This is a genomic window from Tistrella sp. (assembly GCF_002684955.1).
In the GTDB taxonomy this organism is placed as follows: domain Bacteria; phylum Pseudomonadota; class Alphaproteobacteria; order Tistrellales; family Tistrellaceae; genus Tistrella; species Tistrella mobilis.
This window is the reverse complement of the sequence record NZ_NYWI01000056.1, coordinates 1-14,445: the sequence shown is the minus strand read 5'-3', so window position 1 is coordinate 14,445 and position 14,445 is coordinate 1. Positions and strand designations below refer to the sequence as shown.

At 61.6% G+C, this 14,445-nt stretch carries 23 protein-coding genes; 19 read left to right on the top strand and 4 right to left on the bottom strand.

The features are described 5' to 3' along the window. Positions 1 to 673 (bottom strand): HAMP domain-containing protein (locus CMO28_RS18285; RefSeq protein WP_296715709.1); only part of this gene is annotated, 673 nt, incomplete at its 3' end. Between the two features lie 48 nt (positions 674 to 721). Between CMO28_RS18285 and CMO28_RS18280 the strand changes: the two genes are divergently transcribed. Both CMO28_RS18280 and CMO28_RS18275 read left to right on the top strand, forming a co-directional pair. Beyond that, positions 722 to 1,036 (top strand): hypothetical protein, encoded by a 315-nt coding sequence (locus CMO28_RS18280; RefSeq protein ID WP_296715708.1) that lies wholly within the window; start codon positions 722 to 724, stop codon positions 1,034 to 1,036. Next, the gene (locus tag CMO28_RS18275) at positions 1,033 to 1,620 is read left to right on the top strand and encodes a phosphopantetheine-binding protein (protein ID WP_296715707.1); all 588 of its coding nucleotides are present in this window, start codon (positions 1,033 to 1,035) and stop codon (positions 1,618 to 1,620) included. The genes CMO28_RS18280 and CMO28_RS18275 overlap by 4 nt, the downstream gene beginning before the upstream one ends. A 341-nt stretch (positions 1,621 to 1,961) precedes the next feature. Here the strand turns inward: CMO28_RS18275 and CMO28_RS18270 are convergent, their stop codons facing one another. Continuing rightward, on the bottom strand, positions 1,962 to 2,246 hold the full coding sequence (locus CMO28_RS18270; RefSeq protein WP_296715706.1) for a hypothetical protein: 285 nt from the start codon (positions 2,244 to 2,246) through the stop codon (positions 1,962 to 1,964). Between the two features lie 314 nt (positions 2,247 to 2,560). On the opposite strand from CMO28_RS18270, the gene CMO28_RS18265 reads away from it, so the two are divergent. The 12 genes from CMO28_RS18265 (at position 2,561) to CMO28_RS18210 (ending at position 10,593) form a co-directional block, all read left to right on the top strand. Then, on the top strand, positions 2,561 to 3,475 hold the full coding sequence (locus tag CMO28_RS18265) for a sce7726 family protein (RefSeq protein ID WP_296715705.1): 915 nt from the start codon (positions 2,561 to 2,563) through the stop codon (positions 3,473 to 3,475). Between the two features lie 112 nt (positions 3,476 to 3,587). Continuing rightward, the gene (locus tag CMO28_RS18260) at positions 3,588 to 4,136 is read left to right on the top strand and encodes a hypothetical protein (protein WP_296715704.1); all 549 of its coding nucleotides are present in this window, start codon (positions 3,588 to 3,590) and stop codon (positions 4,134 to 4,136) included. Positions 4,137 to 4,170: 34 nt separating this feature from the next. Continuing rightward, positions 4,171 to 4,599, top strand: a complete 429-nt coding sequence (locus CMO28_RS18255) for a DUF3560 domain-containing protein (protein ID WP_296715703.1) — start codon at positions 4,171 to 4,173, stop codon at positions 4,597 to 4,599. A 92-nt stretch (positions 4,600 to 4,691) separates the two neighbouring features. Further along, complete coding sequence (locus tag CMO28_RS18250) at positions 4,692 to 5,780, top strand: hypothetical protein (protein ID WP_296715702.1); 1,089 nt, start codon at positions 4,692 to 4,694, stop codon at positions 5,778 to 5,780. Then, positions 5,777 to 6,244, top strand: a complete 468-nt coding sequence (locus CMO28_RS18245) for a hypothetical protein (protein WP_296715701.1) — start codon at positions 5,777 to 5,779, stop codon at positions 6,242 to 6,244. Before CMO28_RS18250 ends, CMO28_RS18245 begins: the two co-directional genes overlap by 4 nt. Positions 6,245 to 6,385: 141 nt before the next feature. After that, complete coding sequence (locus tag CMO28_RS18240) at positions 6,386 to 6,868, top strand: hypothetical protein (RefSeq protein ID WP_296715700.1); 483 nt, start codon at positions 6,386 to 6,388, stop codon at positions 6,866 to 6,868. Between the two features lie 3 nt (positions 6,869 to 6,871). Beyond that, positions 6,872 to 7,486, top strand: coding sequence for a hypothetical protein (locus tag CMO28_RS18235; protein ID WP_296715699.1), 615 nt, complete (start codon positions 6,872 to 6,874; stop codon positions 7,484 to 7,486). A 3-nt stretch (positions 7,487 to 7,489) separates the two neighbouring features. After that, positions 7,490 to 8,089, top strand: coding sequence for a vWA domain-containing protein (locus CMO28_RS18230; RefSeq protein ID WP_296715698.1), 600 nt, complete (start codon positions 7,490 to 7,492; stop codon positions 8,087 to 8,089). Next, positions 8,086 to 8,328, top strand: a complete 243-nt coding sequence (locus CMO28_RS18225; RefSeq protein ID WP_296715697.1) for a hypothetical protein — start codon at positions 8,086 to 8,088, stop codon at positions 8,326 to 8,328. The genes CMO28_RS18230 and CMO28_RS18225 overlap by 4 nt, the downstream gene beginning before the upstream one ends. Before the next feature lie 185 nt (positions 8,329 to 8,513). After that, positions 8,514 to 9,056: a hypothetical protein gene (locus tag CMO28_RS18220; protein WP_296715696.1), complete on the top strand. Its 543-nt coding sequence runs from the start codon at positions 8,514 to 8,516 to the stop codon at positions 9,054 to 9,056. Between the two features lie 429 nt (positions 9,057 to 9,485). Continuing rightward, positions 9,486 to 9,953, top strand: coding sequence for a hypothetical protein (locus CMO28_RS18215; RefSeq protein WP_296715695.1), 468 nt, complete (start codon positions 9,486 to 9,488; stop codon positions 9,951 to 9,953). A gap of 361 nt (positions 9,954 to 10,314) precedes the next feature. Continuing rightward, on the top strand, positions 10,315 to 10,593 hold the full coding sequence (locus CMO28_RS18210; RefSeq protein WP_296715694.1) for a hypothetical protein: 279 nt from the start codon (positions 10,315 to 10,317) through the stop codon (positions 10,591 to 10,593). Here CMO28_RS18210 and CMO28_RS18205 read toward each other — a convergent pair. Together CMO28_RS18205 and CMO28_RS18200 are read right to left on the bottom strand one after the other, a co-directional pair. Beyond that, positions 10,590 to 11,744, bottom strand: coding sequence for a DUF1173 family protein (locus tag CMO28_RS18205; protein ID WP_296715711.1), 1,155 nt, complete (start codon positions 11,742 to 11,744; stop codon positions 10,590 to 10,592). The genes CMO28_RS18210 and CMO28_RS18205 overlap by 4 nt on opposite strands. Before the next feature lie 85 nt (positions 11,745 to 11,829). After that, positions 11,830 to 12,474, bottom strand: a complete 645-nt coding sequence (locus CMO28_RS18200; protein WP_296715693.1) for a site-2 protease family protein — start codon at positions 12,472 to 12,474, stop codon at positions 11,830 to 11,832. 299 nt (positions 12,475 to 12,773) lie between these two features. Here CMO28_RS18200 and CMO28_RS18195 point away from each other — a divergent pair, with 299 nt between their 5' ends. The 5 genes from CMO28_RS18195 to CMO28_RS18175 all read left to right on the top strand — a co-directional run. Further along, positions 12,774 to 13,145 (top strand): hypothetical protein, encoded by a 372-nt coding sequence (locus tag CMO28_RS18195; RefSeq protein WP_296715692.1) that lies wholly within the window; start codon positions 12,774 to 12,776, stop codon positions 13,143 to 13,145. 148 nt (positions 13,146 to 13,293) lie between these two features. Continuing rightward, on the top strand, positions 13,294 to 13,776 hold the full coding sequence (locus CMO28_RS18190) for an ArsR/SmtB family transcription factor (RefSeq protein WP_296715691.1): 483 nt from the start codon (positions 13,294 to 13,296) through the stop codon (positions 13,774 to 13,776). A gap of 32 nt (positions 13,777 to 13,808) precedes the next feature. Next, positions 13,809 to 13,994, top strand: coding sequence for a hypothetical protein (locus tag CMO28_RS18185; RefSeq protein ID WP_296715690.1), 186 nt, complete (start codon positions 13,809 to 13,811; stop codon positions 13,992 to 13,994). Continuing rightward, complete coding sequence (locus CMO28_RS18180) at positions 13,995 to 14,318, top strand: hypothetical protein (RefSeq protein WP_296715689.1); 324 nt, start codon at positions 13,995 to 13,997, stop codon at positions 14,316 to 14,318. Then, positions 14,315 to 14,445: GapR family DNA-binding domain-containing protein (locus CMO28_RS18175; protein WP_296715710.1), on the top strand; the 131-nt coding region annotated here is incomplete at its 3' end. The genes CMO28_RS18180 and CMO28_RS18175, both read left to right, overlap by 4 nt.

Below are 14,445 nucleotides of genomic sequence, written 5' to 3'. Positions count from 1 at the left end.
GCATGCGGTTCAGCGCCCGGGCCAGCGTGACGATCTCGGTGCTGCCGCGTTCCTCGAAAATCTCGGCCTCGCCAGACAGATCCGCTTCGGCCGCGGCGGTGGCGATGCGCCGCAGCGGCCGGGTGATCACCCGGCCCGAGAACACCGCGAACAGCAGGCACAGAATGACCAGGGCCAGAAGATAATTCGGCAGAGGCCCCGTCACCTCGCGCAGTTGCATCTGCGGCGAGGCGAAATCCGCGATCAGCAGCGTGCGGTCGTCGACCTCCACCGCCATCACCCGCCGGCCGTCGAGAAAGGTCCGCCAGCCGCCCACCGGCGCCAGGACGTCGTCCGGCACCAGCAGGCGGGCGCCGAGGCGATCGAGCATTCCGTCATCGGGCGCACCGGCCGCAAGATCTGCGGCACGCGCGCGCGCCGCCAGATCGAGCCGCCATCCCGCCCGCCCGGCCATCTCCAGCACCGCCGCCCGCCCCTCCGGCGGCGCATGCCCGACCAGATCGGCCAGGGTCCGCACCCGCTCGACGGCCTGCTTCAGGTCGGGCCGCACAGCGGACTGGCCGACCCAGCGATCCAGAGCCGGTTCCAGCGTGTCAAAAAGGAACAACCCGGCCAGAACGACGGCGATGATCTGAACCTGAAGGGTGGGCCGGGGGATGGTGAGGCGCTTCATCTCGGCTCCGGGGGGGGGGGATGGTGGAGGCGGGGCGGCCATCTTCGCATGGCGCGGGCCGCAGCGGGTGCGCCGCAACAAAACGTAACAAATCGCGACCCGAAAGGCTGGCGCGACCCGGCGGCGCTGACCGCCTTCATCCGCGCGCATCAGGTCGCGCGGCTGTTCCTGCCGGTGGTGATGCTGCATGCGCTGGCCGCCCATCCCGAGCGGATCCCGACCTCGGTTGCGCTGATCGCGACGGCCGGGGAACAGCTGCGGATGACCGTACCGGTGCGCGACTGGTGCCGGCAGAGCCCGTTTGCGATCGACAACCAGTACGGCCCGACGGAGGCCTGGTCTATCGCACCGGCGACCGGGTGATCCGCGGCCGGGACGGGCGGCTGACCTATCTGGGCCGGGCCGACGACCAGGTGAAGATCCGCGGCTTCCGCGTGGAGCCGGGCGAGATCGAGGCGACGCTGGTCGCCCATGTCGAGCCCAGGGTGATGCCGGCCGACGCGGCCGGTTTCGCGGGCCGGCTGGCGGCCTGGCTGCAGACCCGGCTGCCGGCGCCGATGGTGCCGGCGCGCTGGGTGATCAGCCCGGCCCTGCCCCGATCGGCCAATGGCAAGCTGGACCGCAAGGCCCTGCCGGCGGTGGACGGCATCCCCCCGGGGCAGAGCGTCGGGGCCGCACCGGCGACGGAAACCGAGGCGGCGCTGGCCGGGATCTGGACCGCGATCCTGGGCGTGGAGACGGTGTCGCGCGGCGACGACTTCTTTGCACTCGGCGGCCATTCGCTGCGCGCGACCCAGCTGGTCGCCCGCATCGAACGGGAGCTGGGCATCCGGGTGCAGCTGGCGACGGTGTTCGAACAGCCGACCCTTCAGGGCCTGGCCGCGGCGGTGGACGAGGCGCGGACCGACGCGCTCGCCCCTCGGCCGAGGCGCTGCGCGCGAAACTAAAGACGCTCTCGCCCGACAGGCTGGCGGGTTCACCCACTTTCAAAGGAAAAGGCTCGACTGAGAATCAGTCGAGCCTTCCTCTGGCCACACGGCATAGCCGTCAGATACATCTCAATGATTTCTCTAATCGGCAGAATCTCCAGGCAGGGACAAGCCAAAATATCGCCGCACCTCACGGCTCTCTATCAGAGCCTCGGTCAATGACAGGACTGGACCTGGGATGTCACGTTCTCCGAGCCACCAGCGACGGACCGTGCGGCCGCTCGACACCCGGAACAGCCGCGCCGCACCCTCGGCGCTTAATCCAAGAGAATGATGCGCCTGACGAAGTTCGGAGGGACTCACGGGCGACGAACCTGATCCAGAGTTTCGATGCGATCCGCGTTGTCGCCAACAAGTGCTCGACCGCTCTTATCGACCGCCCATACCGGATAGCTAGTGTCGATATCGGGGGGGATATCGAATGACGGCAGCATCGACATATCCACAAAAGCCTGCGTGTCGATAGGCTCGCCACTCTCGTCGCGACATGCCGCCAGCTCCTGCAGAAGCACACGCAGATCGGCCACGTCGCGCAGATCCCATTCGACGATCTCGACCGCAATTCTTTCAGGGGTTCGGGCCATTTCGGCTACTCCTCCGTTGGCGGGCACCATTGACCACTGACGTTTTTAATAATAGGGCCGATGGCCCTATATGTCAATGAACACCATACGCGCTGTGGTCGGCGAGGCCATGAGCGTCTGCCTTCCGTGAGCCGTCCCGAACGCGCTGAGGAGAACACCTTCCGCTCTCCAACCGTTTTGCTGCCTCGGGAAGCCTAAGCGCCACGCGCAAAGGCATTGTCTACCCAAGAAATAGCCGATAGGTATGAGCCGTCTTGTGGCAGACTGCCTCTCAGCAGTATGCCGCATGGACCAGTTCATGAGCAGGCCGGTTGATGACCAGGAATGAGACGCGAGCGCAGGCTGATCGTCGCCCGATGCAGCGCTCTGCGCTGAGCCGACTGTTCTCTGCGGCCGTTTTCAGGGAACTGGCGACCCGAGGCCGCTCTGCGCTGTTCAGCCGCCTGATCGTCGATGCCGGCCTTGATCGCATATGCGATCCGGAGGTGACTGTCGGCGACGTGTTCGACGCGGCCTTTGACAGATTGAAGATTGCAGGGCAGCGGGACGAATATGTCTACCGGGCGGCGATCAGCCATAAGATCCTGATGGGGACGCATTCTCTCCGGACGGCATCGATGCTGACGGAATTCCGGGCCGGGACCAGCAAGGCGGATCTCGTCATTCTGAACGGCACGGCGACGGTTTACGAAATCAAGTCGGAACGGGATTCGCTCGCGCGACTAAAAAATCAGATCGACGACTATCGGAACATTTTTGCCGCCGTAAATGTCATCGCCAGTGAAACTCATGTCGACGGCGTTCTGGCCACGGTTCCCGAAGATGTCGGAGTAATGTGCTTGTCGCGCACCCATCGGATCCAGAAGAAACGCACCGCCACCGAGAATCCTGGGCGCATTTCTCCGCTGGCCGTTCTCGACTCATTGCGCGCCGCGGAAGCCGTTACAATCCTCAAAGCCCAGGGCGTTCCGGTGCCCGAGGTCGCCAACACGCGACGCCACGCCATGCTGCGGAGCTTGTTCGCGGAGCTGGATCCCGCGACATTGCATATCGAAATGGTGAAGACACTCAAGCGGACCCGGAACCTGGCGCCGCTCGGCGATTTTCTTGACGATCTGCCCAAATCCTTGCAGCCGGCTGCTCTTGCAATCCGAATTCGCCGCGGCGATCAGGCACGACTGGTCGCAGCCGTTCAGACACCGCTGTATGTGGCATCTACTTGGCGTTGAATATTTTTATGTCACCGCCCTTCATGCGGCTGCTTGTTTGGTACACGACGGTTGATGTCGTAAAATAGAGCCATGGTATGGGGCGACGCCCCACCTCTCGGAGGACGATCCGATGCCTGAAAAAACCGATCCGCTTACCCACACCATCACTGTCCTTCGGCGCCAGCTGAGCGGACAAATGGGGCAGATCATGGCCATGGTCATGATTAATGCGCTGCTGGGGCGACTTCCTGGCTTGCGTGGTCTTTGCCAGATGATGGAGACCAGTAGTCCCGCAACCCGCGCTCTCATGGCAGCGCTTGTCGATGTTATGGCAGAGCAGGGCATCTCTGGTGCCATCAAGCTCGTCGCGACCACCAAGCCTCGACCCACCATCTGGCATCGCGTCCGCTGCCGCTTTCTCGATCCGATCGAGGACTTAGCTGCTGACCGCGGAGATGCTTGTGAGGTGCTTCACTCGCTATTCAGCGCCTACCTCTACTGGCATCTCGCCGCTGATGCCGGAGTGGCGCCATTTGCCGTCAAGCCATATCAACCGGAGCTGATCAATCTCGCGGCCGAAATGCGCATTATCAGCGCGCTGATCGTCGCTGCGCAGGAGCAGGACGATGCGATTGTCTCTGCGACCCGGGCCCAGGAACCGCCCCGTTCCGCTTATTAAGCCTTGGTGAAATGACACAATGAGCAATAACACAATGAGCTATGCAACCAAAATCGAGGCGCGTCGCGCCCGCCTCGAAGCCGCGGCCGATCGCGCGGAGGTCCGAGCCGATGCCGCATACAAGTGCGCAGACTTGAGAGAGGAAGCATCTGGCATTCCTTTCGGCCAACCCATCCTGGTGGGTCATCACTCCGAGGCGCGGCATCGCCGCGCCATTGAGAAAGCCAACCACGCGATGCGGACCTGTATTACGGAACGCGATCGGGCTGATGCGCTCCGCGCCAAGGCCGCCGCGGTAGGAACCGGCGGAATCTCCGCCGACGATCCAGAGGCGGTCTCGAATCTGACGGAACAGTTGCGAGCGGCGCAGGCCACGCAGGTGCTCATGAAGACCGCCAATGCGCTCGTTCGCAAAGGCGACCGGGATGGCCTTGTCAAGTTGGGGCTGAGTGCGGCTGAATAACGCCGGCATCCATGCCGCGCAGCGGGTCATCGCGTCGTTGAGCTTGTCGTGGCCAGCGTAATCCCGGCTGGATCCCGGCAGAGGGCTACCAAATGCAGACATTCTCCATGCAGACATTCTCCGTCATGAAAGCAGATGGAACCTGGGTTGCGGGCCCAGGCTTGTCAGCTGCTGAAGCAGCTGTAACGGTGTTGCGCTTCGGCGGCCGTAGCTTCGACTTCCGCCCCGAAGAGGATGGTTGGCGCCTCTGGCTGTGTGAGGGCGGGCGTGATTGGGCACCGACGGCGTTCTGCTCGGCGTCCCGCGATCCTGACGAAGCGGAGCGCGAAGCATACCAGTGGGTCGTGTCACCTGGACACTGGTCAGGAGGCGTGTCGGCGATCAGCGACGCGGAGCCGATACCTGTCTGGCTCCCGGATGACGGGCCTGCACCGGAAAACTGGCTGCAGGAACACCTCGCGGCGCGCCGGGCGGAAATGCAAGCATTTGACACGCTCTGTGCTCTAGCGATGGGCATCGCGTCGAAACTGGACGCCGCTCTCCGCTATCTCTTTCCGGACGCCTACATCAGCTATGGCCCTGCCTCAACCGGCAGCGTCTACTTGTCCGTCAATATGCCTGTCCTCCATGAGGTCCCGTCATTCGAGGTCCGCATTTCTGATCATCCGCCATCACCGGCCGGTAGCCGTGTTGATTGGTATGTGCGCAGCCGTGACGGCGGCTTCGGTATGGCATGGCCCGACGTCGTGGCCCATTTCGCGGTCGTCATGTCAGACGTGCCGCCGGAAAATCTCGCACCAGGCCTGCGCGCTGCACATCCATGGATCGAGGATCTGCCGGTAGGCGGACTCCGATACGAATCTTTCGCATGCACATTGGCCTGGCAGGCCCGCGCTCGTCTGGCACACATCGCCATCACGTGGCGCTCACGTGATCGGAATCGACGTGCTCGCGTGCGCAGGCTGATCACCGACATTCGCAACCTTATCGGGTGGGCAATCGCATCCGGCGGCGATCGGGAGGCTGCATTCTGGTCCATCTACTCGGGCCCCCCGATCTGCGGCTATGAAGTTGCGGGGATGAGATCCACGCGCGGTGCGCAGGCACCGAATGTGCGGAGAATTGCGCACATAGACCCGCCATCGACCGGTCTCGACCCTGAGGAAAGGAGAGCGCTATGACAATCGATCCACCGACCATTGATGACCTCCTCGGGGTGATCGGCGAATGGGAAGCGCGATTCGCTGCGGCTGGGTGTGCGCCGGAGGATCGTCGTCGCACCGGTATCGGGTGGCAGAGGCCCCGGGCAGAAAGCCGCCGCTTGCACATCGCAGACCTTTGCTACCGAGGTCTGCTTGCGGCAATGCATGAGGATCTGATCGGTTACGTCGTGAGGCTGCCAGATTGCCCGATTTGGCTGAATGTACCCGCCACCATGGAGGCGTGCTGGTCATATGATGGGCGGACGAGCATGCTACCGTCGCCTGCGCTCTGGCGCGAGGCGCTCCGCGAGTTCCAGGAGGCAGGCGTAAGCCTGACCTGGGGCCTCATCACGGAAGCGATGCTGCTGCCGGTCGTTGGTGATCGTCCTGAGGATTTCGATCCGGATGGCCCGCAGGAGCGACTGCGTCCGGCGTCCGGTTGACGCGGTGCGCGACAAGCCTCGACCTTTAGGCCGGGGAGGATGTCAAGCAGGCACGCCAACCCTGATTATCGGTCGCTATACACATATGGTAGAATAAAGCATTGCAACGGGGCTTCGCCCCACCCAGCGGAGGACAATCCGATGGCATTCGCCCGAGTGACGCACACCTGCGGCCACACCAGCCGTGTCCAGGGTGTGAATCGTACTGATGCGGACCGCTATGCGGCCCGCAAATCACAGGAACTGTGCTGGGATTGCAAAAAGGCGGAGGAGGCGAAGGCGGTCGCGGCAGCGAATGCTGTCGACGGTCTTCCGGCACTCACTGGCTCCGACAAGCAGATCGCGTGGGCTGAGGCCCTCAGGCGCCGTCAAATTGCTGATCTGACGGCGACAATTGCCGACATTCAGACCGACGAGATGCCTCAGGTGCCGCCGGAACTGCGGCCGGAACTGGTCGATGCCTGCACGATCATGCTGGCCACCATCAGGGCCGAAACGTCCGCTCACGCTATCATCGAGCGACGGACGCTTCGGCTGACCGAGGCGCGCGACGTTCTTCAATACATGGCGCGCCAGGGCTGGCTGCCGACGCTGTCGATCGTCTTCCCGTCTATCGCGGAGTAGCAGGTGGAGGACGAGCTGGACTTCTCGGAGCTGAGCGATGATCAGATCATCGCTCTCCTCCGATCACTGATGCGCGAAGCATCGCGGCGCAACCCAGCTGCACAAAAAGCAGCTGAACAGGTGGTGATCACCGAAGCGGAACGGCACCGAGCAATGCAGTGCGGTGGTACGGCGGAGGCCGCCGCCCTCCGCGCGCAAGATCGAGCGGCAGCGGTGGAGGCGGGTCGCCAACTGGCCCGCGCTGAATACGAGCGCCGCGTCGCCGCCGGCCTGTTGACCGAAGCGCATCAAGCGCGACAGATGGTCGACACGGCAGCCACCCTGGAACGCGAGGCAGAACAGGACCTTCTCCGGGCAGTAGCCGTGATTACCGGTCATAAGCCCTCGGAGATCTCGATTGTCTGCGCTGATACGCGGAAGGGCAGACGAGTGATGGTCAACCTCGGTCACGACCGATTCCAGCCCGATCACCTCGCCGACTATAACGTCGACACCAAGCGGATCAGCGTGAAGCGGCACTTGATGCCGGCGAAGAAGACGCTGATCGAGATTCTCGCCAAAATGGGCGCACGCCAAGGGGACTATCACCTTCGGGGTGACCAATTCGATTGGAGGTGAACAATGGCGAACGACCTCGCCAAACCGATGCAGGCGATGCTGACACGGGCAGCCAGGACGTTGCCGGCCACCACAGGGGAGACCGCGCGCTATTCGCGGCTGCAGCACACGGATGGCCCGACACTGATTCTGTGCGACGTCTCGTATTCGATGGCGAGCCCGGCCGGCGGCCGCACCAGGTATGACCACCTGGTCGAGGCCCTGAAACAGGTCTACCGGCCGGAGATGAGCATCATCGCTTTCAGTGCTGTAGCGGTATCGGTCGCGCGGCCAGAGGAGCTACCGCACCCGAGTGGCGGGACGGCCATTCATGCGGCACTGGCCGAAGCCTCTAAACGCCGACCCGCGGCAACGCTCGTCATATCGGACGGGGAGCCGAATGAAGGTACGGAAGACCTGGCGATTTCGATCGCAGACCAGATGACCGGGAGGATCGACGTCATCTATTGCGGCCCTGATAACAACGCCAAGGCAATCAAATTTTTGAATCGGCTGGCGAAAGTCGGAGCAGGGTCCTGCGTGCACCACAGCTGGTCAGCGCCCGGCCAGCCGCGCCTCGCTCACACCATCCAGAAGCTTCTGCTCGGAGGTCCCAGCTCATGATCGATCTTCGCGAGGCGCGCCGGCGCCTGGGTGAGTTGTGGGGACTGGACCGCCCACTGTCGTATTCCGAGCTGGGACGGGCGCTCCGGCTGTCGGGGCGGAAGCCAGGCGACGCTGTGCGCCAATGGGAGCAGGATGGCGTGCATTCAGGCCCGGTGGACGTCGCACTCCACTATATGCTGCAGGGCTATCTTCCCCCAGATGACATCACCGTCATCGCTCCGAAGCATCGGCCATGAAGCCAGGCAGGCACCCGGCTCAGCTTCAGTATGTCGACCTCACCCGCCGTTATCCGGGCATCTGGGAGAGGTGCGATCAGTATCATGCACAGCGTGGCCAGGGTCTTCCATGGTGGCCAGAATGGTGTGTGCTTCCCATCCGTATGGCAGCTGCAGCCGTCGCTGATATTCTCGGGATCCCGGTCATGGATCTCTTGGGCCGTGATGACACGGCCTGCGACGTGACTCTGGTCGCAGCCATTTATGGGTGGCGGCGCGACAAAGTCGTCTATCGCTACACCAATCAGGCACGGCACATCGCTGCTCGCTACCAACTACCGCTCCAGCTGGACTTCGCAGCTTTCGCGGCGCTTAGCGGCCGCACGATCTATGCAGACGTCGCCGGCGACGAGGGGAGCGGCGTCTGGGCCCATCTCGAATGGGACCATAGAGTCAGTCAACCGCCAGAACTGCGTCTCATTCGCCTGGACAGGGCTGGCAGAGTGACGCCGATCCCGATTCTGCTCGCAGGCGGAACGGTTGAAAGCGCCCTGGTCGACCTGATGATGTCGGCCGAGAAGCAATCGGTGGTCCTCGGACACCCGCGGACCTTCAGCGACATAGAAAAAGAGAAGCGGACCGTCGAATCGAATCTGCGGCTGATCAGTCATTTGCTCTCAACGCCGCGATCCCACATTCGACCTGGTCGACGGGATGGTGCTGTGACCCAACGCCTCGTCACAGGCTGATTGACCACGCACAGAGAGCGTGGCAGTCTAATTGAGCTGGGTAACACCAGCGCCCGGCTCAGCCGCCGGGTGGATAGCGACAAAATGGCAGACGTTGTAGTGGGGCGGCATCTTTGGATGCCGCCCTTTCGCGTTTACACTATTCCCATTCAGAAATTGATCGGCGATCCGGAGCCCAGATGAGCGGAGGTATGTATATATCGCCTCACAATCATTGTCTGGCATGATGAGTCGGAACATGGAGTATTGTCGATATTCGCCCCAAATTTGGTCGCGTCACTGAATGTGATATACTGATTTTCATCAGCAGGGGCAGCGCCCCACCTTTCGGAGGACGATCCGATGCATTTCACAGCGGACGATCCCGCATGCTGCGCCACCCTCCTTTTGAGGTACACGCTCAGCAGTGCTACCGGACAGATCATGTCCATGGTGATGACCGACATCCTCGTCGGTCATGTTGAAGGCCTCCGAGGCCTTCAACAACTGGTCGAACACGCCAGTCACGGTGAACAGGCAGCCATGGCAACCTTGGCCAAGGCGCTGCAGGAGCATGGCATTCTGCATGCGATCGACCTGACCACAGTGACGTACCACCCGCCGTCCAGCTGGGCGTGTGTTCGGGGCCAGTTTCTGCAGCCAATGGCATCACTCGCTGCCAGCTGTGACGACGCGGGCGACCTCCTGGTGACGCTCCTCAGGGACTACCTCGACTGGCACCGTGTGGCGGACGCTGGCCACGTGCCCCACGGCAAGCGTTTGCATATCCCACCACTGCTTCAGGCAGCGTCCGAAATGACACTCCTCAGCCGCATCATGGATGCGGCGCACAAGCACGATGAGGCCGCTTCTGCCAAGATCATTGCGCATCACCCCTTTACCGGGGGCAAGAAATGACCGAATACCGTGTCACATTTTTGAAAAGAAACGGCAGCACTTCCCAATTCCGGACGGCAGACAAGGTGATGGCCATCGGAATCTATGCGTGTCGTGTCGAAGATCTCGTGGCGGCCTATGGGCTTCAAAAAAAGAAGGCGGGTCGCCGGGCCCATAGAAGGCTGCGACGTCATGATTGGGATGCACGAATCCAATCAATAACCATACACTCAGAGGCGGTAATATTCGAGCGTATTGAATGAGCTCGATTTCGAAGTCTGCGCTAAAAGCCCGGCTGCATCCGATGCAGCCGGGCTATGTGTCTGATGTCAGGCCGTGTAAAAGTCGCACGTGTGGTATAATAGACGAATAGAAAACGGTGATGGAGAATTGGGAGATGTGCAACGTTCGTTGGACTGTTGAGGTGCATGAAGGAACGGGTGCCAGCGTAGACTGGAAGGTGTCATTGCCAGTCCGCACGATCGCGTTTATGGCATCACTTTCTGCTTCCACCGCCGAGCTGGTGGCGCTTGCCTCGGAAGCGCTCAACATAGCCGCGCAGGCGGCTGATTGCATCTATGACGAAGGTCTCGACGCTATCTGGTGGGAGCCAGCAACGGCGCCCACACCGATCGTGATCGTCATTTCCTGCGTGGACTAGGCAGGCAATGGCACCTGGAAGGACGGCTCCCATAGCCAGACACGATAGCCATCCATTGCATCAGCAGGACGGCCCAGGCAAAGGGTAGTGGGATCCGTATCAGTGAGTATCGCATAGGGCAGCTGTTCAGGTTCAAGACCGTACGACAGCGGCACCACCATGCGGCGAGATGGTTGCAGAGCACGCAGCAGCTGATACGCTGGCAGGGAAGCCGACGGTAACCATGAGTCAGTGGTCGTCATGCCAGCACCCTGCACCATACGCAGCGCGCCATCCTGCCACGTCGTCAGGCATATCACGACCAAGCGCGTTCCCTTATCTGGGTTCCCTGCCTGGTGCAGGGCCATGGCGTCAGCCATGCCGCCGATGAAGATCAAATAAGCTTGCCGGGATAGCTGCAGGTGTAGACCCGGCAGATGCTTAATCACTATGCATCCGCCCTGTGACGTGGCGGTGCATGTTTTCATCTCTCCTATGATGATCTGCTGGCTCATTTGGCCAGTATTCATGTCCTGTGCCAGGAAGCGTTGCCGCAGGCTTTCACAGGCTTCCTGAGGGGAGTGCTCCCGCCATTGCGGTGGCACGAAGAGGTGGTCCCGCAGCCGTCTCCGCCCCACACGCACGTCTTGTGCAGCTTCCATCAATCTGTGCCGCACTACCGACCAGCGCCGCTTTCCTGTCATGCCTGGCGACCAGACATTGAGGCTGGCTTCATCCCAGAGCAGATGAAGGAGCCCGAGGAGCGATAGCCGCGATGGTGTCGCCGGGTTGCCTATGACGGCATCGCCGGCGGTCGCCTTGTTGGTCGGAGGAACGTCGTTGCTACGGTCCTGAGAGGTATTCGCCGTCAGGGGGACGGCGAGGCGTATGACGAGGTCAGTCGACACCACCTTAATCGCGGCAGCCGCCCTGCCTCGGCCTGATAGCTCAACGGGAGGGGCGTAGGCGGGGCAATGCGGGGCGTGCAGAGCACCAGTCCCTGGCATGCGCTTCACAATGAACTGCCCTCCATGCCGAGCGACATACATCGGTGGCTTGGCGGAACAACAAAGGCAGGCAGGGCGGATCGACGCGCGATAGGCGCTTTCGAGCTGGCGCTGTGATCCTGCCTCCGCAGGATCACAGCGGGTACCTTTGATCTCATAGATCATATGGAGCGACATTTGGTGCATCCTCGCTCACAACCCATTGATTCAACATTATAAAGTAGCGGTCGGATGTTCGCGACCTTCAAGTTCAGACGAAAAAGAACCCAATGATCCCTGCCGCAGCCAGGGATGCGATCTGCAGAGAGATCCGAGCACGCTGCGACAGGGCGCGCTTGCGTAGTCGTTCAATCAGACTGAGGACCACCTGCATCCCATCCAGTGGTCCGACAGGCAAGAGATTGATCGCGCCGATGCAGAAAGAAATGAGCCCCGCAAGCCATAGGAATTTCGGAAAATACTGATCGCCAAAGCTGGCCATCATAATGCGAAGATAGTTGTCAGTAAATATCGAGCGCAACATGTCTGCGGCGATAGATTCAGTACCCTTAGATGTGAGGGCAATGGATGCGGAAAACAAAAGAAGACTGGATCCGATGTTGTATAGGCTCCCGGCAGAGAAATATCTGACTTGCTGCCAAATCGTCCCGGAGCGAATGGCGGCCATTGGCACAAACACTGCGGCACGAATAGGAAATAAGCGAACATGCCATGGTGCATGCGCCGGAAGACGAATGCTGAACAGATGAGGGCCACTACCGATAACCACATGTGACACAGGCCATAGACAGTGGCGTGCGGCGGAATAATGACCAAACTCATGTATGACCAGAGGGATGCATGCAGCCATGTACCAGATAAGTAAAGTAGAGATGAATACGATCAGGTCGACCATTTGTTAAGACCTACTAGGTATAGTTTCAGACACAAGAATACCTTACCTGAACCAGGGGGAGGAATGACATTAAAAAGATCAGATGTCCATTCTGAATAATTCAAAATGAACGTCAATCTGAATAATAAATATTGAGAAAGCATTTTGATCGTTGAGTAACATGAGAGATAATAAAGGAGTGGAGATGAGGGCAAGAACAGTCGGCATCCTCCACAATCCACAGAATATCGACACGTCAAAGCCGCCAGTTCGTCGTGGCGGTGATCGCGGGAGTGTGTCCGCGCTTCGGGGGTAGTCTCATGGATGCGAGAACCGTGGCGTCTTACATGGCCGTGGTCGAGGCTTGGGCCATAACCAGGCCCATACAGGCTAAGCTTCTGGGCCTGCCTCGCAGGCGCTTCGACGAAATGCGGCGTTACCCGCAAATCTTCGACGACCCTGTCGCCGAGGAACGGGCCCGGCTGATCGTCGACATTGACCGTCGGCTGGCAGAGGTCATTCCCGAGGCGCCATATCGGCGGGAGTGGCTGTACCACGCACAGGTGCCCCATTTGGGGATGGCCTATATGGACGCGTGCATGGGTCCAGACATTGAGCAGGTCAAAGCGGCCCATGAGCAGCTGATGACCGCCACTGACGCACGCATTAAGGCCGGGATTTACTGGCCATGACGGGGGCGGTAACGGGTCTTGTCGAAGCGTTCAAGGCCAGGTTCTGGGCCCTTGTGGAGGACCGTGCGTCCCGCGAGGGGACTGATCACAGCTCCGAGCATGCACGATCGAGTGATCGTGTCCTCGAAGACAATGAGAAGGATGAATAATGGAGCGTCATGACATCTGGTCAGCGCTGTCGGATCCGACCCGTCGGCGCATCATCGAATTGCTCATCGAGCGAGGCCCGCTTCGCACATGCGATCTGGCGGAATGTTTCGACGTTACGCGGTTCGCGGTCATGAAGCACCTGGATTGCCTGGTTAACGTCGATCTGGTGAGGATCTGGCGAGAAGGGCGGATGCGCTGGAACCAGGTCAACCTGGGCAGTCTCCGGGAGCCGCTCGCGTGGCTGAACGGAATCGTCGACCAGGAGGGATTCGGCGCTGTGGGTGTCTTCATCGACGTGCCGGTCGCCTGGGGGGCGAGGGACGGCGTTGATGTCGTCTCTGTGCCGGCGCCAGATGCCGACGGCCGGTGGATTGACCCGGCCGCGGCGGCACGGCGACATGCCGCGGAACTGCTTCTGCAGGGCGTGGACGACGTCCGGCCGTCGGTGGAGCGGGTAACGCCGCGCCGCCGGCGACCCTGAGCTAAATCACGTCACAAAGAGGAGAGGCCATCATGACCGAGGTCGGCGGCATCGCGGGTACCGCGCAGGCAACGCCTGCGCAGGAAGTCATCGAGTGGCACGCGGCAAACCACTCTGGGGCCGATCACGTCAATGCATGGGACACCGATCCCAGCACCCTGACTGCCAACCACCCCGACGGCCGCGCGACCTACGCACACCATCCGGCATCTGATTGATTGCGCCGGCGGCTGGTCTACCGCTCCGGACGGCTGATCGTCCAGCATCGTTCCGACCGCGCCGACGTGGTCTCGATCATCGCCACGCTGTCCCTGCCGGCGCTCGACCAGCCGGGCGCGGAACGTCTGGCGGCAGCTCCGGGGCTCTGCACCGAAGCCGCCAGGGATCACAACGACTGGCGCGTCCGCATCCGGATCGAGTTCCGCGCCCTCGCGCACATCCGCGCCGACTACCGGCCCGTCACACTGGCCGGCGCCCTGGATCGCGCCCGCCGCTACGTCGCCGGCCTTCCGGCCGGCGTCAGGAAAGGATCGACACCATGACCAACACCATCACCCCTGCCGCCAAGGCCGGCGGCATCGCGGGCGACGTGCTGCGCTCGTATATCGAGCGGATCGAGCGGCTGGAGGAAGAGAAGGCCGGCATCGCCGCGAACATCCGCGAGATCTT